The sequence below is a fragment of the Vibrio mediterranei genome, from assembly GCF_013364395.1.
Lineage (GTDB): Bacteria > Pseudomonadota > Gammaproteobacteria > Enterobacterales > Vibrionaceae > Vibrio > Vibrio mediterranei.
In genome coordinates, this window is record NZ_JABXGK010000008.1 from 1668786 (window position 1) to 1692153 (window position 23368).

Annotated in this window: 21 protein-coding genes; 7 read left to right on the plus strand and 14 right to left on the minus strand. The window is 43.5% G+C overall.

Annotation, left to right across the window (positions count from 1 at the left end; genetic code table 11):
* Positions 1 to 221: 221 nt before the first annotated feature.
* From HOP38_RS24605 to HOP38_RS24615, 3 genes are all read left to right on the plus strand, one after another.
* Complete coding sequence (locus HOP38_RS24605) at positions 222 to 1325, plus strand: DUF3541 domain-containing protein (protein WP_198559227.1); 1104 nt, start codon at positions 222 to 224, stop codon at positions 1323 to 1325.
* Positions 1326 to 1511: 186 nt separating this feature from the next.
* Positions 1512 to 2186: a GntR family transcriptional regulator gene (locus tag HOP38_RS24610; protein WP_006070309.1), complete on the plus strand. Its 675-nt coding sequence runs from the start codon at positions 1512 to 1514 to the stop codon at positions 2184 to 2186.
* Between the two features lie 57 nt (positions 2187 to 2243).
* Positions 2244 to 3032 (plus strand): helix-turn-helix transcriptional regulator, encoded by a 789-nt coding sequence (locus tag HOP38_RS24615; RefSeq protein ID WP_006070308.1) that lies wholly within the window; start codon positions 2244 to 2246, stop codon positions 3030 to 3032.
* Positions 3033 to 3078: 46 nt separating this feature from the next.
* Here the strand turns inward: HOP38_RS24615 and HOP38_RS24620 are convergent, their stop codons facing one another.
* From HOP38_RS24620 to HOP38_RS24635, 4 genes are all read right to left on the minus strand, one after another.
* Positions 3079 to 4170, minus strand: coding sequence for an ABC transporter ATP-binding protein (locus HOP38_RS24620; RefSeq protein ID WP_198559228.1), 1092 nt, complete (start codon positions 4168 to 4170; stop codon positions 3079 to 3081).
* 32 nt (positions 4171 to 4202) lie between these two features.
* On the minus strand, positions 4203 to 5402 hold the full coding sequence (locus tag HOP38_RS24625) for a carbohydrate ABC transporter permease (RefSeq protein WP_198559229.1): 1200 nt from the start codon (positions 5400 to 5402) through the stop codon (positions 4203 to 4205).
* Positions 5402 to 6415: a carbohydrate ABC transporter permease gene (locus HOP38_RS24630; RefSeq protein WP_235225472.1), complete on the minus strand. Its 1014-nt coding sequence runs from the start codon at positions 6413 to 6415 to the stop codon at positions 5402 to 5404. Before HOP38_RS24630 ends, HOP38_RS24625 begins: the two co-directional genes overlap by 1 nt.
* 116 nt (positions 6416 to 6531) lie before the next feature.
* Positions 6532 to 7884, minus strand: coding sequence for an ABC transporter substrate-binding protein (locus HOP38_RS24635; RefSeq protein ID WP_198559230.1), 1353 nt, complete (start codon positions 7882 to 7884; stop codon positions 6532 to 6534).
* Between the two features lie 327 nt (positions 7885 to 8211).
* Here HOP38_RS24635 and HOP38_RS24640 point away from each other — a divergent pair, with 327 nt between their 5' ends.
* On the plus strand, positions 8212 to 9231 hold the full coding sequence (locus tag HOP38_RS24640) for a LacI family DNA-binding transcriptional regulator (protein WP_006070303.1): 1020 nt from the start codon (positions 8212 to 8214) through the stop codon (positions 9229 to 9231).
* 32 nt (positions 9232 to 9263) lie between these two features.
* Positions 9264 to 10949 (plus strand): glycoside hydrolase family 13 protein, encoded by a 1686-nt coding sequence (locus HOP38_RS24645; RefSeq protein ID WP_006070302.1) that lies wholly within the window; start codon positions 9264 to 9266, stop codon positions 10947 to 10949.
* Positions 10950 to 11035: 86 nt separating this feature from the next.
* On the opposite strand, the gene HOP38_RS24650 is transcribed toward HOP38_RS24645, so the two are convergent.
* The 6 genes from HOP38_RS24650 to HOP38_RS24675 form a co-directional block, all read right to left on the minus strand.
* Positions 11036 to 11521 (minus strand): arginine repressor, encoded by a 486-nt coding sequence (locus tag HOP38_RS24650; protein ID WP_050798595.1) that lies wholly within the window; start codon positions 11519 to 11521, stop codon positions 11036 to 11038.
* A gap of 189 nt (positions 11522 to 11710) precedes the next feature.
* Complete coding sequence (gene argF, locus HOP38_RS24655) at positions 11711 to 12721, minus strand: ornithine carbamoyltransferase (protein ID WP_198559231.1); 1011 nt, start codon at positions 12719 to 12721, stop codon at positions 11711 to 11713.
* 95 nt (positions 12722 to 12816) lie between these two features.
* Entirely contained in the window at positions 12817 to 13728 is a 912-nt protein-coding gene (gene arcC, locus HOP38_RS24660; protein ID WP_198559232.1) for a carbamate kinase, read from the minus strand.
* 38 nt (positions 13729 to 13766) lie between these two features.
* Positions 13767 to 14987, minus strand: a complete 1221-nt coding sequence (gene arcA, locus HOP38_RS24665) for an arginine deiminase (RefSeq protein ID WP_038227808.1) — start codon at positions 14985 to 14987, stop codon at positions 13767 to 13769.
* 596 nt (positions 14988 to 15583) lie between these two features.
* Complete coding sequence (locus HOP38_RS24670) at positions 15584 to 17035, minus strand: YfcC family protein (protein WP_171389933.1); 1452 nt, start codon at positions 17033 to 17035, stop codon at positions 15584 to 15586.
* A gap of 425 nt (positions 17036 to 17460) precedes the next feature.
* A complete protein-coding gene (locus HOP38_RS24675) occupies positions 17461 to 18237 on the minus strand; it encodes an alpha/beta fold hydrolase (protein WP_031494072.1) in 777 nt (258 codons plus the stop codon).
* Between the two features lie 531 nt (positions 18238 to 18768).
* Here HOP38_RS24675 and HOP38_RS24680 point away from each other — a divergent pair.
* On the plus strand, positions 18769 to 20622 hold the full coding sequence (locus tag HOP38_RS24680; protein ID WP_198559233.1) for a heparin lyase I family protein: 1854 nt from the start codon (positions 18769 to 18771) through the stop codon (positions 20620 to 20622).
* 59 nt (positions 20623 to 20681) lie between these two features.
* Here HOP38_RS24680 and HOP38_RS24685 read toward each other — a convergent pair whose 3' ends face one another.
* From HOP38_RS24685 to HOP38_RS24695, 3 genes are read right to left on the minus strand one after another with little or no spacing between them, the layout of a single operon-like run.
* On the minus strand, positions 20682 to 20921 hold the full coding sequence (locus HOP38_RS24685; RefSeq protein ID WP_006070294.1) for a GNAT family N-acetyltransferase: 240 nt from the start codon (positions 20919 to 20921) through the stop codon (positions 20682 to 20684).
* Entirely contained in the window at positions 20918 to 21499 is a 582-nt protein-coding gene (locus tag HOP38_RS24690; RefSeq protein ID WP_050798594.1) for an HD domain-containing protein, read from the minus strand. Before HOP38_RS24690 ends, HOP38_RS24685 begins: the two co-directional genes overlap by 4 nt.
* A 43-nt stretch (positions 21500 to 21542) precedes the next feature.
* Positions 21543 to 22340 (minus strand): PhzF family phenazine biosynthesis protein, encoded by a 798-nt coding sequence (locus HOP38_RS24695; protein ID WP_006070292.1) that lies wholly within the window; start codon positions 22338 to 22340, stop codon positions 21543 to 21545.
* 132 nt (positions 22341 to 22472) lie between these two features.
* Here HOP38_RS24695 and HOP38_RS24700 point away from each other — a divergent pair, with 132 nt between their 5' ends.
* Complete coding sequence (locus HOP38_RS24700) at positions 22473 to 22631, plus strand: DUF2256 domain-containing protein (RefSeq protein ID WP_006070291.1); 159 nt, start codon at positions 22473 to 22475, stop codon at positions 22629 to 22631.
* A gap of 6 nt (positions 22632 to 22637) precedes the next feature.
* On the opposite strand, the gene HOP38_RS24705 is transcribed toward HOP38_RS24700, so the two are convergent.
* Complete coding sequence (locus HOP38_RS24705; RefSeq protein WP_242456581.1) at positions 22638 to 23363, minus strand: SDR family NAD(P)-dependent oxidoreductase; 726 nt, start codon at positions 23361 to 23363, stop codon at positions 22638 to 22640.
* Between the last annotated feature and the right edge of the window lie 5 nt (positions 23364 to 23368).

Here is a 23368-nt window from a genome sequence, read left to right on the forward strand (position 1 = left end):
ATTAGACAGAAGCGCCGCCTCCCTGCCTCTGCATAACATAGACTAGGAAAAAACAATTCGATTTCAAATTATGCGCTTCTACAACCAAGCTAAATGAAAAAGTGAGGGATCTAAAATCAAGTGTTCATAAATATTCTGAATAAAAATTAACCTCAAAATCACACACGTTTATTAATAACTTTTTACAATCCACCTTTCACTTACCATTTAGGCTGCACGTTATGAAAATGAACAAGGCGATCGTTGCAATAATTGTTAGCGTATTTTTGCTAACCGGTGCTAGTATCATCACTCTTGATACCCCACCAACCAAGCAACATTTTCAGGCGTCAGCAAACGTGGTTAAAGACACCTACGAGTCACAATTATTTACTCTGTCTGCCTACAAACAAGGTCACTTCGGACTGCGTATGTATAGGCAAACACAAGACCCTAGATACAATGCTGTCGTTTTAGGTGATCTTGCCAACGTAACTTCTAGAGTGAATGAAATTGCGGCTGATGTAACCACGCCTAAAGCCATTCGAGCGTATTCTCTGCAAAGACTTAACGACTATAAAAAAGGCAAAGATGAACGCAGCCAACGTCGCTACGAAGCAACTAAAGAGCAACCTGAATATTTCTATATGGGACTGGACTTGTTGCGCTATTTGGCACGACTGAATGAATACGGTGTAGTTCATAAAGACGATAAAAAACTAAGGTCGATTTTACAGCAATACGATTTTGAAACTGTATTAACTGACCCAGAAATGATTACAGCTTGGGCTGCTCAACTAGCAAATCAAGCCTATTGGCTGAAGCAAATCGGTGAACAAGATCTTGTTGATGAATTTATCGCTGCATTTAGAAAAACTTACCCTGATGGTGAGGACTACCGATTAAGCAATCAGCAATTCGGTAATAAACTTTACGGCATGACGCATATTATCCTCGCAGACTCGGGTTATTACCAACGATTGGTCGACGAAAAAGAGCACCAGTGGATCTTCGACTACTTTAGAAAAAACATCGATGACATCATTTTGCATACTAAAGAAGACGTCGTAGCAGAAGTCGGGTTAAGTTTCTTGCTTGCTGGGTTAGATGAAGATCCTGTTGTAGCGAAAACAAGAGTGGCGATACAAAAAGCCATCGACAAAGATAAAGGCATGATCCCATCAGTTTCCGGCGACTTTGATTTTGCTTATGGGGAACATCGAAATGTCCTTGCTATTATGCTGCTCGATTGGCAACCGCCCAAAGAGGGACCAAGCACAGTCACAGTTCCAAAGCTGTTCTCTGAACTCCCTTACGGCGTAAAGAAGATTTCAAAACCTCAATAGCACGTCGAATATGGCGATTAACTAGTAGTCTAAATTTCGAGTGAACATTCAACTGACGGAGTGGTTAATCGACCACCATACATCTCACTTATATAATTAATCGTTTTTCAACGATAATGCAGTAGTTTTACGGTACTCAGTCGGGCAATTATTAGTTACAAAGTAGTTCAGGTTAAGGAGTACTGAATGTCACTAGCAAAAGAGCGAGCCAAACTTCGCTTAAAATCCGATATCATTAATTATCAATTTCCACCCGGTCAAAAACTCAGAGTAAACGAATTAGCAGAACTTTATGATGTAGGCCTTTCTCCAATGCGAGAAGCCATAATTGCATTAAGTAGCGAAGGTTTCGTCGAATATAAAACGCATTTGGGAGGTTTTGTTTCAAACCTAACATGGAAAGAGTTCATCGAATCCACTTCCACTGCAAACTTCATCTTGTCACAGCTTTTATCTCAACGAGAATACCCCCTAGCACCTGCACAGCTGAAAAAAGCGAAGACCTTGGTTACTGAGTTATCTCACGCATTATTAGAATCACCATTAACACTCAACCATATCGATAGAATAGAGCAACTTTATCAGCGATTTCTGCTGACTCTCACTGAAGAAAAATCAAAAACTATTTCTCACCAACTGCTTAAGACAATACTTGGTGTACTATCCCGATATCGCCGTCTGTATTACCTGAAAACCAGAAGCTATAAACAGATGATTGATATTGAGTCACTATTCAGTCTACTGAATGGGTCATTCAATCAAGTAAGCTATGAAAATGAAGAGATTATTCAGCGCGCTGTACAAGCTAATACAAAAACGATTCAAGAAGTTTTCTGTTTAGAACAAAGTTACGATCACTAATTTCATCTACGTGCCTATAATTATTTTTAGTGTATGTTGAAAAGCTAATAAGTCTTTATGTCGAAAATGAATTTTGAGTCTTTGATTTTATCTCAGTCCCAAAAACTGCATGCTGGAGAAATCGAGCAATTTGTTGGCACATGGAATGCCTGCGCCTCAGAACTACTTGAGTTTTATGGTTTGGATAGACTAACGGTTTATCCAAACTCTCCAATACTACTCCGAGATCAAAAAACTCTCTCCAGTGCTCGTGAAACTATTCCCCCTCTGCATAAGTTCGATTATCTGTCGGATGATGATAGTCATTTACACTACTTGCGCTTGCTCAAAACGAAATCACTTTATCGAGTATTTGATGAAGTAGAATTAGCGACATCCAGTCAATACGTTTTAAAACGTATTTTTCGTCAAGGCGGACGTTGGCACGCCATTATTCCCCTAAGTTTCTTTGCCAAACCGTGGGGAGCAATATCGTTAACCAACTTTGAACGAGGTTATGATGAGTTCACAGAGACTCTAGCTCGACAGATAAAAATGGTCGCCGAAATGTGGTTGTGTTATTGGCAGCATGCTGATTTACGTTTAAGTTTACATGGCAATGCTGGCAGTATTGCTCAAGAGTCCGACAATGAACGACTCATTAAACTGACGCTAAAGCAAACGACCATCTTATCGTTACTTGCTCAAGGTAAATCCGCTAAAGAATGTGGAGAATTACTTCATCTAAGCCCAAGGACCATTGAATCACACAAGTACCGTATGCAGATTGGTCTTGGTTTGGATAGCAAGGCGGAGCTCATTCAATTTGCGTTAAGAAACGGTTTAGGTTCACCTCTTAAAAGTTAAAGAGCCCCTGAAAGGAGCTCTTTGAATAATTGCTAACAACCTCTATTTAAAGACATTTCAAGGAAATACCCTCTTCATTAAATAAGTGAATTTTCTCTGGTTGCGCTTTTAAGTGAATGGTTTCACCTTTGTGGAAATCAAGGATACCTGGTAACTTTGCCACGACCGTTTCATCATGTCCTTCAACATTAATATGTAGGAGAGTCACTTCACCCAAGGATTCGACAAATAACACTTTCCCAGACATAAGTGCATCGGACTCTTCAGCGACTAAAAAGTCTTCCGGTCTGATTCCCAATTGTAACGTACAGCCATTGAGCTCTTGTGCTGCTGCAATTGGTATTTCTACGTTGTGGCCACTCTCTGCAGTAACCAAGGAGTGCTCACCTGCCTTCTCCATACGCGCTTTACTAATGTTCATCGCCGGAGAGCCAATAAACTGAGCCACAAACACATTCGCCGGATTGGTATAAAGCTCAAGTGGCGTGCCTACTTGCTCAATCTTACCTGCTGATAAGACAACGATTCTGTCAGCGAGCGTCATTGCTTCTACTTGATCGTGAGTCACGTAAATCATCGTGGTTTCCGTTAACTCTTCCTTCAAGTTGGCAATTTCGATTCGCGTTTGAACACGTAACGCTGCATCTAAATTGGAAAGCGGTTCATCGAATAAGAACACCTTAGGTTGGCGAACAATCGCTCGACCAATCGCTACCCTTTGTCGCTGACCACCGGAGAGCGCCTTAGGCAGACGATCAAGATACGGTTCAAGTTGCAACATACGAGCGGCTTCCATAACGCGCTCATGTATAGCGTCTTTCGGCTCCTTCGCTATGCGCATCGCAAAAGCCATATTGTCGTATACGGTCATATGCGGATAGAGAGCATAAGTCTGGAACACCATGGCAATGCCCCGCATCGCGGCTGGCAACTCATTCACTCGAGCCCCTTCAATACAAAGCTCACCTGAAGTGATGTCCTCAAGGCCCGCAATCATTCGAAGCAGAGTAGACTTACCGCAACCTGAAGGCCCAACGAATACGATGAATTCGCCTTGGTCGATGTCCAGATCGATGCCGTGCAGTACCTGAGTTTCACCGTATGATTTTTTAACGTTTGTTAGAGATAATCCTGTCATTTCTTTCTTCTCATCGTTGAATCAGGAACTGCTTACTTAACAGAACCAGAAAGTAGGCCACGAACTAGATAACGTTGCAGCGTAAAGAACACGCCCAAAGGCACAGCAATCGAAACAAATGCAGATGCTGTCAAAATCTCCCAGTTACCACCACGAGAGCCTAATAGTTCACGTAATCGTGCTGTGAGTACCATGTGCTCTTCGCCAGTGCCCAAGAATACCGTTGCAACAAGAAGGTCATTCCATACCCATAAGAACTGGAATATCCCGAATGATGCTAGTGCCGGGAACGACAGCGGCAGAACGATTCTCATGAATATTTCGAAGTCAGTCGCACCGTCCACTTTCGCCGACTCGATAATCTCTCTAGGCAAACTGGAGATGTAGTTTCGCAGCAAATAAATCGCCAATGGCAATCCAAACCCAGTATGCGCTAACCATATTCCCAAATAGGTTTTCGCCCCGACACCGAAGAAAGCCCCAATGTCGTTATAAAGTCTTAAAAGAGGAATCAAAGACATTTGCAGAGGTACAACCAACAAACCAACCACAACTGCAATAAGTAGGTTTCTACCCGGCATTCTCATCCAAGACAACGCATAAGCCGCGTACGCCGCAATAAGAATTGGGATGATTGTTGCGGGAATAGTAACGGTCAAAGAATTAATAAACGAACGACCAATACCTTCTGCCGTAAGTACTTCACGATAGTTGTCTAAACCAAACTTCGGTGGCACCACAGCGGTAAAGAAAATTCGTTTCCCTCGTTTGCCTTTGAACGGTTCGAGTGCTGTCATTTTGTAGTGGCCATCTTCCGTTACCGTTAGCGTGCCACCCTTTCTCATTTCAGCAACATCACCAGGGACGAATTTTGTCGGTTCGCGAGAAGAGAAACCAAAGGCATGGACTTCAGCAGGCTTACCATCGACGAGTAATTGCCCCTTGAGAACATAAACGTCACCTTCCTGAACTTGGGTATCGGGCGCTCCAGTGCGGTCTACAAGGTTCTGCTCGGAAGCGGTTAATGACGTCCACCAGCCTGATAACGCAAGCTGATCTTTGTCCCTAAACGATGAGATAAAAAGACCTGCTGTTGGTAGAGTCCATAGAATCACAATCAGCAACACCGAAGCGTGAACCAAAATAGTCAGTGGCGAACGTCGTAATTTGCTTAAGCTAAAGCGTGCGTTACTCTCTTCAAGATTTGGCGCTGTTTGGGCTTTTTCAGTCATTATCGCCCCTCCATTTGAGCGCTAGCTTGGCGCATGTTCCATACCATGACAGGAATTACCGCCACCATGATCACGACCGCAATCGCTGCGCCACGGCCAAAGTCACCGCCACCACGGAACATCCAGTCAAACATCATATTTGCCAGAACCTGAGTACTCCACTGGCCGTTCGTCATCGCTAACACGATATCGAAGACCTTCAGAACCAGAATGGTGATTGTGGTCCATACTACTGCAATCGTTCCCCATATCTGTGGAATGAGAATTTTAAAGAATATTTGTACTCCATTAGCTCCATCCAGTACCGCCGCTTCCACCGTTTCTTCTGGAATACCGCGCAGAGCCGCAGACAAAATAACCATTGCAAAGCCGGTTTGAATCCAAATAAGAATGACCATCAAAAAGAAGTTATTCCAAAACGGGATGGTTATCCAAGCCTGTGCAGTACCTCCAAAGAACTCAACCACGGCATTCAAAATACCTATCTGCTCCGACCCCGGCGCACGATAGTCGTAGACAAATTTCCAAATGATCGATGCACCAATGAATGAAATAGCCATTGGCATAAAGATTAAACTCTTAGCAATATTCCCCCAGCTCACTTTGTCAGTCAGTGCTGCGATAACCAAGCCAAAAAATGTGGAGGCGGCAGGCACAACCAATAACCACAATAGATTGTTAAATAGTGACTCTCTAAACTCAGGATCGTTGAAGAGCCATATGTAATTCCCTAATCCTACAAATTTGTCAGCATTTCTGTCGTGCATTGACAGATAGAATGACTCAAATACTGGATAGACAAGATAGAGGCCTAAAAACGCCAAGGCAGGCCCAAGGAATAACCAAGGACGAATCGCTGCCGCTCGTCTAAGGTTTTGTGCCATCTTTTGGTTTGAGACATTTCTGGTAGGAAATAGGATAGTGAGAAGCCAGTTGCTGCCTACGAAGTAGACCACACATCCAGCGACGCCTAGTGCCATGATAAATAAAGAGGAATAAAGCTGTTCCATCATTACCTCGCTTTATAGAGAGACTTAACGAATATCAAGATTGCGAAAGCCGATAGACGACCCAATGAAATTACGTCTACCGGCATCGCGTTACTTCGCCAAGTTACTTACTTCCTTGGTTACTTAAGTGCATCCCAAGTTTTTTGGATGTCATCAGCGACCTCTTTCGCAGGTTTGCCGCCACTGTAGTCGACCATACCTGTCCAGAATGCGCCGGCACCGATCTTACCTGGCATCAAGTCTGAACCATCGAAACGGAACGTCGTCGCATCCAACAAGATTTCACCTTGTTTCTTCAGAGTGTCGTTGCCATAAGCATTAACGTTGGCACCTTTATGCGGAGTCAGGAAGCCCGATTGAGCCATCCAGATTTCATGTGCGATTGGCGACTGTAAGAACTCCATAAATGCGCGTGCGGCTTTAGAATCTTTGGTAATGCTCCACATAGTACCTGCGCCAAGTACTGGCTTACCTAAGTCTTTTGATTCATACGCTGGGAAGTAGAAGAAATCAACGTCAGCACCTAGCTCTGTACCTTCTGGGAAGAAGCTTGGAATGAATGATGCCTGACGGTGCATGTAACACTTAGCTGGCGATGTAAACAAACCTTTTGGTGAATCACGGAAGTCCGTTGCAGCTACTGCACGTGCACCGCCGTCGACGAACTTATCGTTACGTACAAACCATCCAAACTCTTCAATAGCACCAACAACTTTCTCATCATTGAACTTGAGTTCGTTTGTAGTCCACTTATCGTAATCAGCTGGCGATTGAGTACGAAGCATCATATCTTCCACCCAGTCCGTTGCAGGCCAGCCCGTTGCACCACCAGAACCTAGCCCAACACACCACGGTGTTTCGCCATCTTCAACAATCTGTTCAGTCAGTGCTTTTAGCTCTTCCATTGATTGAGGTACTTCATAACCGGCATCTTCGAAGTTTTCAGGCACATACCATACTAGTGACTTCAAATCGACTTTATAGAAGAAACCATACAGATGATCTTTACCGTCTTTACCAGCAAATGTACCTAGGTCAACCCATGAAGAACCAGCGGCGTAGTTGTCATTGATCCAATCACCCATTTCAGGATCAAGTGGAGTTAGGAAACCTTTAGAGGCTAAGTCTGCCGCTAAACCAGGCTGCGGGAAAATCGCAATGTTAGGTGCACTACCTGCTTGCACATCAATCGCAATTTGCTGTTCAAATGAGTCAGAGCCTGAATATTTCACATCGGCACCAGTTGCCTCTTCAAAATACGCAATGACACTTTCAACAAGCTCTTTATCTTCTGTTAACCAAGGACCAAAAATGGTGACCGTTTCACCTTTCAGATCCATATTTTTCAGCTCTTCGTAGCTTTGCCAGTTAAAGCGTGCGTCTTCGCCAGGTGCGAATTTTAAATCAGCGGCGAATGCGGAGGATGCAGAAACAGCAAGAGCTACTGCGCTAGCAAGTAGAGAGGTTTTCATCAGTAAGACTCCATGTATTCAGATACTTTGTTTCGTTTTTATAGTCAGTTCTTATGTCCTCGACTTAACTTCTTACTTAATTACTTAATCGGTTAAGCCGTTAATGAATACCATAAAACCTTATTGACAATTCGACCACTTTCTTGCCAAATCTTGTGCCTTTGATCATGTTTTGAAATACCTTGATTACAATTAAGTGACAAGCATCAAACAAATTATAATGGCTATGAAATTTTAATTTCGCATTCCTTCTTAATCGATTTAGACTCAACTGATAAATTTCGCTATTCTAGATCGCAGATAATATAAATATGGACAATGACTGATATGGAACGGAAGAAACCTACATTGAAAACCGTCGCCGCTCACCTAGGTGTATCAACGGCTACCGTATCAAACGCTTTCAACCGTCCAAACCAACTTTCGAAGGCGCTGAGAGAGAACATTCTGCTTGAATGTGAAAAACTCGGTTACACCGGCCCAAGTATCACTGCACGAAGCTTACGCACCGGAAAGACCGGCGTAATCGGAGTTTTGCTCGCAGACAACCTCGCCTATAACTTTACCGACCCAGTAGCTACTCAATTTTTAGCTGGAATATCAAAGACTTTAGACGAGTCTCATGTCAACATGCTGTTGCTGCCATCAAGCAGTGATAACTATCAGAATACCCAGGTTGAAACTATCCCCGATAGTTTCATAGTTTATGGCAAACCTGTGGACTCAAGCATAATCAACCTGATACTACGCCAGCATAAGCCTGTCGTGGCAGTCGATTTCGCCTTGCCTGACATTCCATCCATCAATGTCGACAACCGCAAAGCAAGCTACGACATAGCCATGCATGCCATTCATTCATCCGACGACAATGTGCTTATCTTGGGGCTGCGTCTTGAGCCATCAACATCGTTATCGCTTGCCAACCTCGACAATCTTTATACCAGCGAAGAATCCGTTTCTCGTTGTCGTTTTGAAGGTTACAAAAAAGCTCTCGAGGAAAACGGCATACCATTGTCATTCGAAAATGTCTGGCAAATTCACGATCTTGACGAAACAACGTTAAAAACCATGTTGCGTGGCACACTAACGGCCCCTAAGCGCGTGGATGTGCTTCTTTGTATGAGCGATAAAATCGCTTTGGCCGCTCTGGAAGTGGCTAGAGAAATCAACATCGATATTCGAATTGTTGGCTTTGACGGAATACCCAAAGCTGCAGAAGCCGGCTTAACGACTATTCAGCAGCCTATTGAGAATAAAGGCCGAATCGCTGCAAAGATGGCGCTCGGCCAACTACCCTACGAATCTATCCAACTGGATACGGAGCTTATTATTCGTACCAGCAGTTAGACATTACCTCACTTGCTAAGGAGAATTGATCCATGAGTACGGAACAACTGGAAAAGCGTTGGTGGCATGACGCTGTCGTTTATCAAATCTATCCAAGAAGTTTCAACGACTCTAACGGAGATGGCATTGGTGATATCCCAGGTATTATAGAAAAATTGGATTACATCAAAGCCCTTGGCGCGAACGTCATTTGGCTCAGTCCTGTGTATAAATCTCCGATGGATGACAACGGCTATGATATTTCTGGCTATCGTGAAATTGCACCAGAATTTGGCACCATGTCCGATATGGAAAAGCTGCTATTCGAAGCGGATAAACGCGGTATCAAAATTGTCATGGATCTCGTGGTAAACCACACCTCAGATGAACACCCTTGGTTTATCGAATCCAAAAGCAGTAAGGATAATCCAAAACGCGATTGGTATATTTGGAAAGATCCCAAAGAAGATGGCAGTGAACCCAATAATTGGGAATCTTTCTTCAAGCCTAAAGCGTGGACACTTGATGAAGCGACCGGCCAATACTATCTGCACCTGTTTAGCAATAAACAACCTGACCTAAACTGGGCAAATCCAGAGGTACGTGAAGCGGTCTACGACATGATGCACTTTTGGCTGAAAAAGGGCTTAGGTGGTTTCCGAATGGACGTCATTAATATGATCGGCAAACCGTCAGACTATCCAGATGCAACCATTTTTGACGCAGGAGTCGCTGGTTGGGAGCATTGGTCAAATAACCTACTTGTGCACCAATATCTGCGTGAAATGCACGATAAAGTTCTGAAGCATTACGATGTGCTCACCGTCGGTGAAACTCCCTTCACCACAACACTGGATGGCCGTTACTACTCTCACCCTGATCGCAATGAAATTAGTATGATCTTCCAATTCGAACATGTCAGCATCGACCGCGAAGAACACAATGCAGTGAAAAAAGATTTTGACTTAGTTCAGTACAAAGAAATCATGTCGCGCTGGCAGGAAGATTTATACCAGAAAGGTTGGAATAGTGTGTATTGGAGTAATCACGACCAACCTCGTACGGTATCGCGTTATGGCTCTGACTCTCCTGAATATCGCATCATCAGTGCAAAAATGCTCGGCACGGTTTTACATATGATGAGCGGCACCCCGTATATTTATCAAGGTGAAGAAATCGGCATGACCAATAAGCACTTCAATAACATCGAAGAGTTTAATGACCTCATGGCGAAGTTCCATTACCAGAAAATGATTGAACGTGGCGTTTCCAATGATGATGCCATTGAGTTTTTAAACTACTTCTCTCGTGACCATGCCCGTGTCCCAGTGCAGTGGGATACAAAAGCTCATGCAGGTTTCACTACAGGCACGCCTTGGCTCCCAGTGAATGAAAACTATGTGGAGATCAATGCAGAACAAGCGGTTAACGACGAGGATTCCATTTATCATCATTATCGCCAGCTTATCCAACTGCGCCAAGGTGAAGAATATGGGGATGTTGTGGTTTATGGCAATCATACGTTACTCGACCCACAAGACAGTGAAGTCTACGCATATATTCGCTCGAGCGGCGAAAAATCTTTGCTTATCATTGCTAACTTTACTGATAGTACCTTAGAGAGAACCTACCAATACGGTGTGAAACAAGTCGTACTAAATAACTACGATGATGCACCAAGCTCACTACACGAGCTAGTATTGAAGCCTTATCAAGCCATGATCATTGATATTGAATAACTAAGGCAAATTTAGCAAAAGCAGCGATTAACAACATCGCTGCTTTTTTGTTGGGGTACAACAGTTATCGTGTTGTATCAATATGGCTACAGTGCACCAAGCCTGGCTCTAACGACACGCTCACATCGACTCACTTCAGAAGCCTGTTTCGGGATCACTAGAATCGTATCATTGCCACCAATAGTCGCCAAAATATCAGCGTGCGGGTCAATATCAATCAAGCGAGCAATAAGCTGGGCACTTCCAGGGTGAGTTTTCACGACAACGAGAGACTGATTGTTAGTGATCAGCTCGATCTGTGACGAAATAGAAGAGTCAACACGAACAGGGCTGTTCTCCGACGTTAGACAATACGCCTTTTTACCGCAGGCATTTTGAACTTTGACTACTCCCAGGTTGGTCAATAGGCGAGAGACCGTCGATTGACTAATCCCATCATAACCAAGGTCTACCAGTGCTTCGCGGAGCTTATTCTGTGTAGTAAAGCTCTGCTGCTGAAGAAGCTTCTTACATACATCTGTCAGTTTTTGATCAACATCGAGCATGTCGTTACAAGTTGGAGTTTCATACATGTTATCACCTGTAAAATATTGAAACTCATCCATGAGTGGGTTCGTGATCTTGTATTTGTTTCGCTGGTATAACGTAACAATTAATCGTTCTGAAAAATCCCGATCCAATCGCATTGTTACAGCAACTTATTGCTACTTTAGTTAAGATGAGAGGACATTCCTGTTCCTCTCATGCAATATGCTAGCCCTTTAGCTACCTAAGGTCGCGACCATTACCGCTTTAATCGTGTGCATACGGTTTTCCGCTTCATCAAAGACAATAGAATGCTCGGATTCAATCACTTCGTCGGTCACTTCGCAGCCATCAGCTAACATTGGATATTCTGCTGATAAAGACTTACCCACCGTCGTATCTTCACCATGAAAAGCAGGCAAGCAGTGCATGAATTTCACGTTTGGATTGCCTGTCGCTTTGAGCATTTCCATATTGACCTGATAAGGCAGCATCAACTTGATACGTTCAGCCCAGGCTTCTTTTGCTTCACCCATAGAAACCCAAACGTCTGTATATAGGAAGTCACACCCTTGAACACCTTCACGTACGTCTTCCGTGAGTATAATTTTCGCTCCGGTGTGTTTAGCAATGGATTGACATTCCGCAACAAGTGCTTCTTCAGGCCAGAACTGTTTTGGCGCAACTAAATGGATTTCCATACCCATTTTTGCCGCGCCTACCATTAACGAATTACCCATGTTATTACGAGCATCCCCTAAGTAGGCAAAGCGAATATCTTGCAATGGACGACCTGGAGCATGCTCCATCATGGTCATAAAGTCTGCAAGAATTTGAGTTGGGTGGAATTCGTCTGTTAAGCCGTTCCAAACCGGTACACCTGCATAAGCACCAAGCTCTTCAACGATAGATTGACCATAGCCGCGATACTCAATCCCGTCGTACATACGCCCAAGTACCCGAGCGGTATCTTTCATTGATTCTTTATGGCCGATCTGCGATCCCGTAGGCCCAAGATAAGAAACTTGTGCTCCTTGATCGAATGCCGCCACCTCAAAAGCGCAACGAGTGCGGGTCGATGTTTTTTCAAAGATGAGCGCAATATTTTTGCCTTTTAAACGAGGTTGTTCGTATCCGTTGTACTTGGCTTTTTTAAGTTCAATGGACAGCTCAAGCAAGTGCTGAATCTCACGAGGAGTCAAATCTAGAAGTTTAAGGAAGTTGCGATTGCGAAGATTGAAAGCCATATTGTGTTCCTTTTCTATCTATGCGTGTCAGTCACGACATCACTCTGCTACTGACACGCTCGTGCTTTAATTTAAATACGTATTCGACGACAAAATTAGTTTTTTGAAATCGTGGTACCTGCGGTCCCTTCAAGAATGCGAAGACCATCTTGTAGTGCGCCGATCCCCACCATTTGCCCACCTTGATTAATAAACTCACACGAGGCATCAATTTTAGGCCCCATTGAACCTTCATCGAACTGGTAACGTGACAGTTCTGATGGTGTCGTGGCTCTCAACGCATGTTGAGTTGGTTTACCCCAATCTAGGTAAACGGCGTCGGCATCAGTTAATATCAGTAATCGGTCTGCGTGAAGTTGTTTGGCAAGGAAAGCTGCCGACATGTCTTTATCAATCACCGCCTCAACTCCAACCAGCTTGCCATCTTTATGCGTGACCGGAATACCACCCCCACCAGTGCAAATAACAAGGTGCCCCTCATCAATAAGGGAGGTGATAGCTTCGTGCTCAACAATGCCAGTTGGTAATGGACTTGGGACCACACGGCGGAAATAATCACCATCAGGTTTCACAGTCCAATTATATTTCTCAGCCAGTTCACATGCCTCCTGCTTGTCATAGACAGGGCCAATAAACTTGGTAGGATCTTTGAATGCCGGATCGGCTGGGTCCACAGTCATTTGTGTCAACATGCAGGTGATATTCTTGCTGGGCATTTGATTCTTGAACTCTTGCATCAACATGTAGCCAATCATGCCCTGTGTCTCGCTACCCAATACATCAAGTGGGTAAGGACTCACTTTCTTATATTCCAGTCCTTGCAATGCCAATAGCCCGACTTGAGGGCCATTTCCGTGCACCAATACGACGTTATATTGCAGGGCAATTTCCGAAATGGTTTTAACCGCGATTTCAATATTGTGGCGTTGTACTTCTGCTTCGAGTGGCTCTCCGCGCTTTAGTAAGGCATTACCACCCAAAGCAACAACGATAGTTTGTTTCTTCATAATCTTTTATCCAATACAGGTAATGAAAAGCGAAGTGACTAAATACCATCACGTTCAATTGGGCAGCTCATACAACGCGCACCACCGCGGCCGCGGCCAAGCTCATCACCAGGGATTGGTAGTACGGTAATGCCGGCTTTATCGTACTTCTCGTTGGTATAGGTATTGCGTTCGTAACCAATAACAACACCGGGTTTGACCGTCAGGACGTTATTTGCATCATTCCATTGTTCACGTTCAGCTTCGAAGTTGTCGCCTCCAGTAGTGATAAGATTTAACTTGTCGACCTGTAACGCTTTTTCAATCGTCGTAATGTACGAACTCTGCTGCGTAGCCGTTACTCGACCGGATTCATCACCAGTAAGACTCCAACATTTCACGTCATCAGGAATAACATTAGGGTAGATGGAGAACGTATCCTCACGCATGTGTGTCATAACCGTATCTAGGTGCATGCATGAGCGATCTTTCGGTAGTTCTAAAGCAATAACCTGCTTAGCTTGGTTGTTCTTAAATAAGCTCGATGCTAAATGCTCTACGCCCTGTGGCGTGGTACGCTCAGACATGCCGATCAACACAGAGCCTTTACCTATGACCAGTACATCTCCACCTTCGATAGTCGAGTGATCATACGATTGCTGCTCATCACCAAAGTATTTAATGAAGTCTTGTCCAGCAAAGGTCGGATGCCAGCGATATATTGCACGTAAATGATTTGTTTCCCTTTGACGAGCGACCTTCGCCATCGGGTTGATAGAGACACCACCATAAACCCAGCATGATGTATCACGAGTAAATAAGTGATTTGGCAACGGGTCGATAATGAAATCGTTAGCTTTATATAAAGATTGCAACATTGACGAAGACTCAAGCGGCATTTCACCAAATGACAAGCCCCCAGTAAGTACTTTAGCTAATTCGATGTTTGGCATATCACTCAAATAACATCTCACATCGTTGGCAAAGGTATTGCCATAACGAAAATCTGAAACCTGAATATTTAGCAGCCAATCTTTTGCTTCTGAAATAGCGAGAGTTTCAGCAAGTAAATTTGTTAGAAGTAAAACCTCAACACCTTGTGATTCTAGTGTTTTGGCAAAAACATCATGCTCTTCGCCAGCCTTCTCTACCGCTAGTACATCGTCAAACAACAGTTGATGGCAGTTAGAAGGCGTTAAGTGAGTGAGAGCACGTCGTGGACGATGTATTAAGACACGGCGTAACTGACCAACTTCAGAACCAACATATAGTTTATTCATAATCATGTCTCTCTAATATTATAAGAACCAAAATCGTTCTTTATGGAATATATTAATAGCTTCGTTGTGGTGTAATTAATATGTACCAATCATTCAAAATAATATTGGACACCGATCACACAAATATATATGTAAACAAAGGCGCCATAAAAGTGGCTGTTAACAATATTTATTCCTTGATAAATATAATTACCGAGAATTAATCTGGCATATTAAATGAAATAGTATGCATGGATTATTCGTGAAGCAGTCATAGTTACGTTCTTTTAAGAAACTTGATTCGCATTATTAATTCTAATGGATATGATTACTTGGAAGAAATATGCATTGGCTTTTGTTAGTTACCTATTCCTAGCTCACCTCCTCTGTATCCATTAACAATTTTTAGTCTATTTTCGTGACAAACATCACATTCAAGAGACCGTCGGACATAAGCGATAGAACGCAGCTCATATTCAAACAAAAAGGAGAAAAATTGGTATTTCGTCACAAAGGCATAGAAGTGACGACTCTCTTCGCAGCTAACTCAGAAACTGCAACAAAAAAGCCCACTGCTAATAGCAATGGGCCAGTATAAAGACTAGGCAAACGAACATTTAACCGACAAGCGTACCAATACTAAGCATTACCACGCAGAATACGGTCAGAATAGCCATTAGTGGAGCCACCCATTTCAGCCATCTCACGTAAGGAACCCGAGCTATAGCAAGACCTCCCATCACAACAGCAGAGGTTGGAGTTATCAAATTCACCAGCCCTGAAGCGGATTGATACGCTGTAATAACCAACTCTCGACCAACACCGGCAAAATCACCTAAAGGAGCCATTATCGGCATCGTCAACACAGCCAGACCAGAAGTCGAAGGCACCAAGAAAGACAATAATATTTCTAGGAAAAACATAACATTAACAAACACGATCGAAGAAAGACCAGTGACAATATGTTCCGCAGAATTCAATATGGTATCAGTGATCATCCCTCGGTCCATCACAACAACGATGCCTCGAGCAATACCAATAATCAAAGCTACTCCGAGTAAGTCTCTCGCACCTTCAATAAAGCTATTGATGAAAGATTCTTCACTCATTCTAGCGACAAGCCCAACCAAGATCGACGAGGCTAGGAACATCGCAGAGATCTCTGCCATCCACCAGCCAGCAACCGAAACACCGTATATCATTACAGCAAATGAACCACCAAAGATCGCTAAAATCACTTTTCTCGTTGTAGTGAAATCGAGTTTTTCCTCTCCTTTATTACCGAGGAAATGAGCCTTGTTCTCCTCGTGTTTATCATAAACAATGGATTTAGACGGGTCGGCCTTGACCATTCGAGCATATCTCATGACATAAGCAACACAGATGATCCACCCAAGCACTAACATGGCTAGACGCAATAAAATACCATCGGTAAAAGGAATACCGGATGCATTCGCAGCAATCACTGTAGCAAATGGATTAATTGTGGAACCCAGAACTCCAATCCCAGCTCCCAATAAGATGGTAGCGGCCGCTACAAGTGGGTCAAATCGAGCTGCCATCATTACTGGGACGAGAAGTGTGTAGAATGGTAGAGATTCTTCTGCCATCCCATAGACAGTGCCACCCGCGGCAAACAAGGCCATAAGGATGGGAATCATCAACTCTTCTCTACCCTCTAACTTGTGAGTTACACGCTCAATTCCAGCATCTATCGCTCCGGTCTTAGTCACTAATCCCAAGAAGCCACCAATGACTAATACAAATAACGAGACATCAATTGCACCTGCTTCATAACTATTGTGATCATAGAAGCCATCAATAGGAGCCATTAAGACGTCGATTGGAGTTTGTGGATTACTTTCTACGCTAGAATAAGTTCCAGCCACTGGAACTTCTCTGCCCAGATCTTCATTCATCACTCTCTCATATTGACCCGCAGGAATAATCCAGGTCATGACTGCAACGATAGCAATCAACACAAATAAAATGGTATAGGCTGAGGGAAACTTGAAATTTGCAAAAAAGCCTCCCGACTTTTTCGGCTCGTGAACGACGTGGGTAGTCATAGTATTCTCCTTAGTAGAAGGGCTATCCTGCTACTTTAGCTGTATGTTTTACATTCAATCACCACATTGAAGCCATAAGAATTACTAATCATAATTTCAAAGAAAATATACGCCTTTATTTACTGTTATTCTTGTGCCTTGTTCACACTTATTCTTGCAATAGTTAAATGGCCGCTGAAATAGAATTATTTGTCTGGATTAATAATTAGATATTTTTGAAGAATATTCGCAAACAAAACAATCATAAATGATAATTACTTTTGAATTTGGATATTTATTCAGATATATAATTATAAATATCTAATGAAATGAATTTTCTATTTTTTGAAGAATGTCACTCAAAATGCTATTAGCTAACGAAGTCACGAGACAAAATGCCGCAGCACTAAAGAACTAACACTATCGTATCGTTCTATAATGCTACGTTATTTCGATTCGAACTTATCGGTCTCAATAAAGTTCAGTACCAATGAGGTTACATAAGGATCACGACGTAGCCTATCGTGTTTGATATCTACTTCAATAAAGTCTCGCATGCCATCAAGTTTTGTCGATTCCACCGAGACTAGCCCATCGTTGCTCTTGCTAAACATGCCACTAAAAACCGGGTAGCTTTGCGTACCTGCTATGACACCGAAATCGTAGTTTGGAATTGGCAAACTGTTTGGGAATGAATTAGGACTGGTTGTTAGCGATTCAGCGGTACCACCCACTAGAGATAGCATCCAAGTGTCCGAAAAGAAATCAGCAACATCACTACCATGGTTGGGAGTACCAACAAACACCACTTTTCCCATCTCCGATGAGTCGACAAAATCAGGGTGCTGTGCCAAGTACGAGCGGATCACCAATCCACCTAATGAATGCCCAACAAAGTGAATTTTCGACTGATTAGTGACAAGGTTTTTTGAGTGATTAAATTCGTCAATACATCGAGAGAGCTCCTTGGCACTCTCGGCAAGCGTGTTTTCAATAGGCTGGCGAAGCGTTGGATAATCCACGACACAGACTTGATAGCCTTGTTTGGCAATACCTTTTGACATATTCTGCATCGACCAAGCGCTTCTCGCCAAGCCGTGCACTACAACAACTTGATCTAAGTGGTGTGCATTTAGTTCATTATCGACGGTTTCTATCTCCGGCTTACTGCAACCCACTAGAGCAAGAGCGGTCAATATTGCCATACTGACTTTCCACTTCATTCCACGCCTCCTAACCTCGATACCACCCCCAGAATATCAAAGTGGTTTAACCACTTCTACACCATCTCTGTAAGACTTTCATTCCAATTCTAAGTAAATTTACAAAAAACCAAAAACCACTGTACCGCCGAGTTTTTAATCGGCTATTCAATATGCTGCAGTGTGAAAGCTAACAATTTAAAACTTATGCGCTCATTACTCGCCGAACGCAAAGAAATCTTATTATATTCACTGTTTTTATGTGTCCATCACTAACAAAATTACTGCCGTATTAACCCTTGGTATCACGTATATATTGGCTAAAGGACTTATTCGTAAATTTTGAGCCTTAGTCGCTATTTTTCTATCTAATGCGTAGAAATAGCCTTTCTTTCCCAACATACATTCACCCCATCAATATAAAACCTGTTTGATATGCATTCCAAACTTTCTAAGGTGTTGAAGAGTGCACTCATTTAATTCCAATTTGCTCCGCCTATTACATGTTGCGACCAGAGCTCGTAACAGGCGTAAATAACTAAGGAATATATTATGAGAACAAGATTAAGTTACCCTACAATGATTCTCCCCGCATTGATGTTGGGGATGCTGCTGAATACCTCACTGACCTTCGCCAATGTCGATTCTGATGGCGACGGAGTTCCCGACCTTGAAGATATTTATCCTTGGGACGACACCAAGTCTGCCTTACCTATTCACCGATTACCTTCCATTGTGGAAGCGGAAGATTATGACCTTGGTGGACAAGGCATCGCCTACTTCGACAAAGAACCAGAGAACCGAGGGGGAAAGCAATACCGTAACGATGGTGTGGACTTCTCTACTCACAGTGATGGGCAGGTACACGTTGGCTGGTTTGCGCGCGACGAATGGATCAACTACACCGTACAAATCGAAGAGGATGCCTACTATGAATTCTCTGCTTGGTTGGGTTCTTCTGCCGACAAAACCAAACATGTAGAACTGCGTAAGGGCACAGAGGTGTTGTTCCGGATTCCGTTCCTTTCCTCTACCCAGATTACTCGCGAATTTGAGCAAACCTCACCTCAAACCATTTGGTTAACTAAAGGGGAACATACGTTTACGCTCGCAGCAGTAGAAGGTTCAATCCGTATTGATCGCTTGCAGTTTGACTTATCGCCCCTTTCCAAAGACTCTGATAACGACGGTGTCGTTGATGCCGAAGATGCCTTTCCCTATGACCCTAACGAATCTGTCGATACGGACAGCGATGGCATTGGAAATAACAAGGACATTGATGATGATGGAGATGGTGTTGCCGATATAGACGATGATTATCCACTTGACCCAGAAAGGTGGAAAAATGAGGTCACCATTATCTCCCCAGATAGCTGCAATGGTTTAGAGAACCAAGCACTACTATGCAATGTGTTAACAAACGACCTAGACCCTGAAGGTGATGAACTAACCATCGTCATTGCATCTGAACCAAACTATGGAACAGTTACCGTTGTCGAAGGACAAATACTATATCAGCCAAATGCTGACTTTGTCGGCTTAGATAGCTTCTTCTACCATGTAGAAGACGGATTTAACCGATCGCAACCAGCTTGGGTCGACATTCAAATCGACCGAACCACGACAATCGAAAATCCAGCCACCATATACACTGCTGGTTGGGAAAACGGTCTAGCAGATTCCGGCTTACCTGGGGAACTCACCCCCTCTTTTTCTAGTAGTTACGACTCACTCACCAAAATACCCGCCAGCTATCACTATTACGAGGTAGCTCAAGTAGACTGGGCTCGCACAGGTAATCATGTGATGAAGTTTTACGGCGAGCCACCAGCTTATCGAAGCGAGACAGCCTTTATGGATGGCCGCTATCAGTACGCACCGGGAGATGACTTCTATTTTAGTGCCAGTATTCGCCCCGATGCATCTTGGCAGACCATCACAAAGTACTCCATTATCTTGGCACAGTGGAAGTCATTCAGTTCTGGTCCTCACGCCGCAGTGCGTCTAAGCAATGATGGGCTTTTCAGACTCAGCTTCCACGCACCTAACTATCCGGTGATCGATTTAGGCGTTGCACCACAAGACCAATGGACTGATATTCGTATCTACTTTAAAAAGTCTTTGGCCGACGATGGACGAGTAAAAGTCTGGGTCAATGGTGAGCTGAAGCTCGACCGGAAAGGTAAAAACATGCTGATTAGCAATAATGGCTACACCAAGATCGGAATGTATACAGAAATTCGCAGTCCTAGGACAATCTATTTCGACAACGTTTCTGTCTCTAAAGCCATTAATAGAGAGTTGGATGCTTGGGGACGCTCCCCCGTGGATGGTATCTATAATGACAGTGACGATGACGGTAAAAGTAATGGCTTAGACCCGTATCCATTTGACACAGAACGTTAGCCTTCGTCACTCTTGCAGCGACGGTGTGAAAACCGTCGCTAAGCTAACCCAAGGTACGGTTATCTACTCAAGAATCTAGCCACATACCAACAGTCGGCTTCAATCTGATAGCCTTGCTCTCTAGCCCACGCAAGACCCTGATCGACTAACTGTTTTGCAGCGCCCTTTCCACGCAGTGATTCTGGTACAAAGGTGTGAGTAAAATTAACCGTATTACCCGAAAGCTTGTAATCCAATACCGAGTCTTGCCCGTTCGAAGAGAGTACAAATCTCTGTCTATCTTGTTGATGTTCAATCATGATATTTCGTGCCCTAATTGCGCTAGATATTGTTTCATAAACGCCACTCTACTGATTGCTTCCTGTTTACCCGCTTCGGTTTTCATTGTGTCTGCAATGGAAAATAGCTTGATGTAAAAATGGTCAATGGTGAACTTGGCATCGTCAGCAGAACGCTCAATGCAAAAAGGGTCATCAGTACTATACAAAGTTCGACCTAGACTGGTCGCAACCTGAATACAACGTGTAACACCTATAGCACCCAATGCATCTAATCTGTCAGCATCTTGTACTACTTTAGCTTCAATAGAATCGGTTGCGATATTAGCGGAAAAACTGTGCGCGACAATCGCATGGTGGATGGCATCAATATGCAACTCTGGGTAACCTATTGATCTCAAAAACTGACACGCCTTGTGTGCCGCGATAGTTGAACTGCTCGCACGTTCTGGATGATCTTTAGGATAAGTAAAGCAATCATGCAAATAGGCCGCTGGAATAACCACATCCAAATTAGCATTTTCTGTCACTGATAAGCGTTTAGCACAATTAACGACCCGTAATACATGGTTAAGATCATGCGCCGCATCAGTGATCATTTCCGCTCGAATAAAGTCCAGAAACTGAGGAACCCATTTCTCATTAAACACTGATAGTACCTTTGATAAGCGTAATCGCTTGACCACTAAGCTCAATACGGTCTTGTTTCAACATCATACCAACGTAGCCTCCGCGCTCAGAATCTTGGAAGCCAATTAATGAACACTTATTGAGTTTATCGGCCCAATAAGGAGCCAATGCACAATAGGCAGACCCCGTAACAGGATCCTCATTGACTCCAACCCAAGGAGCAAAATAGCGAACGATGAAATCCACATCACTACGCTCAGATTTAGCCGTTACCGCCAATGCTCGACCTTCACATTGGTTAAGAGCGTGAAAATTTGGAGTTAGATGATGCAGGCGTTCTTCACTTTTCATCACCAGTAAGTCTTTACCACCTTCGAACTCACCCCAGAACTCGATATCCTCTTCTTTCAGACCCAGAGCCTCCAATTTCGCAAGCGACATGTTAGCCTCATTGGCAGGATAAAGTGGAAAATCTAAGGAAATTCGTTCACCAACTTTCTGCGCATGAAGCTCCCCAGAAAGCGTATGAAAACTGCATTTTCCATCTTTTTCTAACAGCCCTATTTCATCTAGTACATTAACAGTAGCTAGTGTGCCATGGCCACAAAGCGCCACTTCCAGTTGAGGTGTAAACCAACGCAAGCGGTTATCGGATAATGATAGAAATGCGGTTTCTGAGATCGCCATTTCCTTAGCGATAGACAACATTAACGATGCGGGTAACGGTTCTTGAGTAATACACACACCAGCAGGGTTGCCCTTGAAGGGCTCACTGGAAAATGCATTTACCTGATAAATATCTAACTGCATGACGACTCCTTATGGACCGTTACTACTTTAAAGGATAGATAAAATAATCGCGAGAAGAGTTTAAATGTTATGGGTGATGATCTCGTCTGTTATCAACTCGTAGATATCAAAAAGAACCAAGACGCGGTCAATATGCATCGAAAATCACATCTTCCGAGAAAAATCTGTGGTCATTGTGACAAGCCTTTCACTTGGCGAAAAAAATGGCAACGCTGCTGGGAGCAAGTTCGCTATTGCTCAAAGCGATGCTCAAGTAAAGCGCGCGGAGCTAAGAAAACGTCAGAGTGTTAAACATTGTCACCACCGAATATCACTGCCATCGTAAGCAATGAATCGACCGTTGTCTTCTGGTCTAAGTTTTTCCAAAACGTGGAACAGTAATCCTGCAGTTTTATCTGGCGCGAATAGCTGTTTTTCTGGCACATTGGCTTGAAAAGGCAGAGAAAGTTCGGTGTCCGTCGTTCCAGGATGTAAAGCTATCGTGCAGGAACGTTTGATTAAGCGACCCCATTCAATACTTATGTTCTTCACTGCCATGTTCAACGCGGCTTTCGAGCAGCGATAGCTGTACCAGCCACCTAATTCATTATCGTCAATGCTACCTACTCTTGCGGAGATAGTAGCGAAGCGGGGGGCATCCGACCTTCTGATAAAAGGTAAAATGTGCTTTGCTAACAGCAAAGTAGGCAGAGTATTGACTTGAATGCTGGTCATAAGGTTGTTTGAGGTAACTGCCTTTAAACTCTTTTCAGGAGTAAGCTCATTTATCGACAAGACACCAACACAATTGATGACCCAGTCTAGATGGTCAGCCTCAGCATCGAGTGACGTCGTTAACGAGCTATAGTCATCTTCTACGGTGACATCTAAAGCATACCAGCGCAATCGCGCGTGCTGCACTCTAGGCTGAGCACGGCGATAAGTAGCAAAAACATTGGCATTGGTATGAGTCAGAATATGTTGGCTTAACGCACTCCCTATCCCTCCAGAAGCACCAACGATCAAAACATTCAATGGCTGCATCTATA

Bases quoted from the DNA above. Each gene is read 5' to 3' on its own strand.
- HOP38_RS24705 (WP_242456581.1), bottom strand. From the start codon at position 23,363: ATGCAGCCATTGAATGTTTTGATCGTTGGTGCTTCTGGAGGGATAGGG.
- HOP38_RS24640 (WP_006070303.1), top strand. From the start codon at position 8,212: ATGGAACGGAAGAAACCTACATTGAAAACCGTCGCCGCTCACCTAGGT.
- argF (WP_198559231.1), bottom strand. From the start codon at position 12,721: ATGGCTTTCAATCTTCGCAATCGCAACTTCCTTAAACTTCTAGATTTG.
- HOP38_RS24650 (WP_050798595.1), bottom strand. From the start codon at position 11,521: ATGTATGAAACTCCAACTTGTAACGACATGCTCGATGTTGATCAAAAA.
- HOP38_RS24685 (WP_006070294.1), bottom strand. From the start codon at position 20,921: ATGATTGAACATCAACAAGATAGACAGAGATTTGTACTCTCTTCGAAC.
- arcA (WP_038227808.1), bottom strand. From the start codon at position 14,987: ATGAATAAACTATATGTTGGTTCTGAAGTTGGTCAGTTACGCCGTGTC.
- HOP38_RS24690 (WP_050798594.1), bottom strand. From the start codon at position 21,499: ATGATCACTGATGCGGCGCATGATCTTAACCATGTATTACGGGTCGTT.
- HOP38_RS24700 (WP_006070291.1), top strand. From the start codon at position 22,473: ATGCATCGAAAATCACATCTTCCGAGAAAAATCTGTGGTCATTGTGAC.
- HOP38_RS24605 (WP_198559227.1), top strand. From the start codon at position 222: ATGAAAATGAACAAGGCGATCGTTGCAATAATTGTTAGCGTATTTTTG.
- HOP38_RS24670 (WP_171389933.1), bottom strand. From the start codon at position 17,035: ATGACTACCCACGTCGTTCACGAGCCGAAAAAGTCGGGAGGCTTTTTT.
- HOP38_RS24645 (WP_006070302.1), top strand. From the start codon at position 9,264: ATGAGTACGGAACAACTGGAAAAGCGTTGGTGGCATGACGCTGTCGTT.
- HOP38_RS24675 (WP_031494072.1), bottom strand. From the start codon at position 18,237: ATGAAGTGGAAAGTCAGTATGGCAATATTGACCGCTCTTGCTCTAGTG.
- arcC (WP_198559232.1), bottom strand. From the start codon at position 13,728: ATGAAGAAACAAACTATCGTTGTTGCTTTGGGTGGTAATGCCTTACTA.
- HOP38_RS24625 (WP_198559229.1), bottom strand. From the start codon at position 5,402: ATGACTGAAAAAGCCCAAACAGCGCCAAATCTTGAAGAGAGTAACGCA.
- HOP38_RS24635 (WP_198559230.1), bottom strand. From the start codon at position 7,884: ATGAAAACCTCTCTACTTGCTAGCGCAGTAGCTCTTGCTGTTTCTGCA.
- HOP38_RS24680 (WP_198559233.1), top strand. From the start codon at position 18,769: ATGAGAACAAGATTAAGTTACCCTACAATGATTCTCCCCGCATTGATG.
- HOP38_RS24620 (WP_198559228.1), bottom strand. From the start codon at position 4,170: ATGACAGGATTATCTCTAACAAACGTTAAAAAATCATACGGTGAAACT.
- HOP38_RS24610 (WP_006070309.1), top strand. From the start codon at position 1,512: ATGTCACTAGCAAAAGAGCGAGCCAAACTTCGCTTAAAATCCGATATC.
- HOP38_RS24630 (WP_235225472.1), bottom strand. From the start codon at position 6,415: ATGATGGAACAGCTTTATTCCTCTTTATTTATCATGGCACTAGGCGTC.
- HOP38_RS24615 (WP_006070308.1), top strand. From the start codon at position 2,244: ATGTCGAAAATGAATTTTGAGTCTTTGATTTTATCTCAGTCCCAAAAA.
- HOP38_RS24695 (WP_006070292.1), bottom strand. From the start codon at position 22,340: ATGCAGTTAGATATTTATCAGGTAAATGCATTTTCCAGTGAGCCCTTC.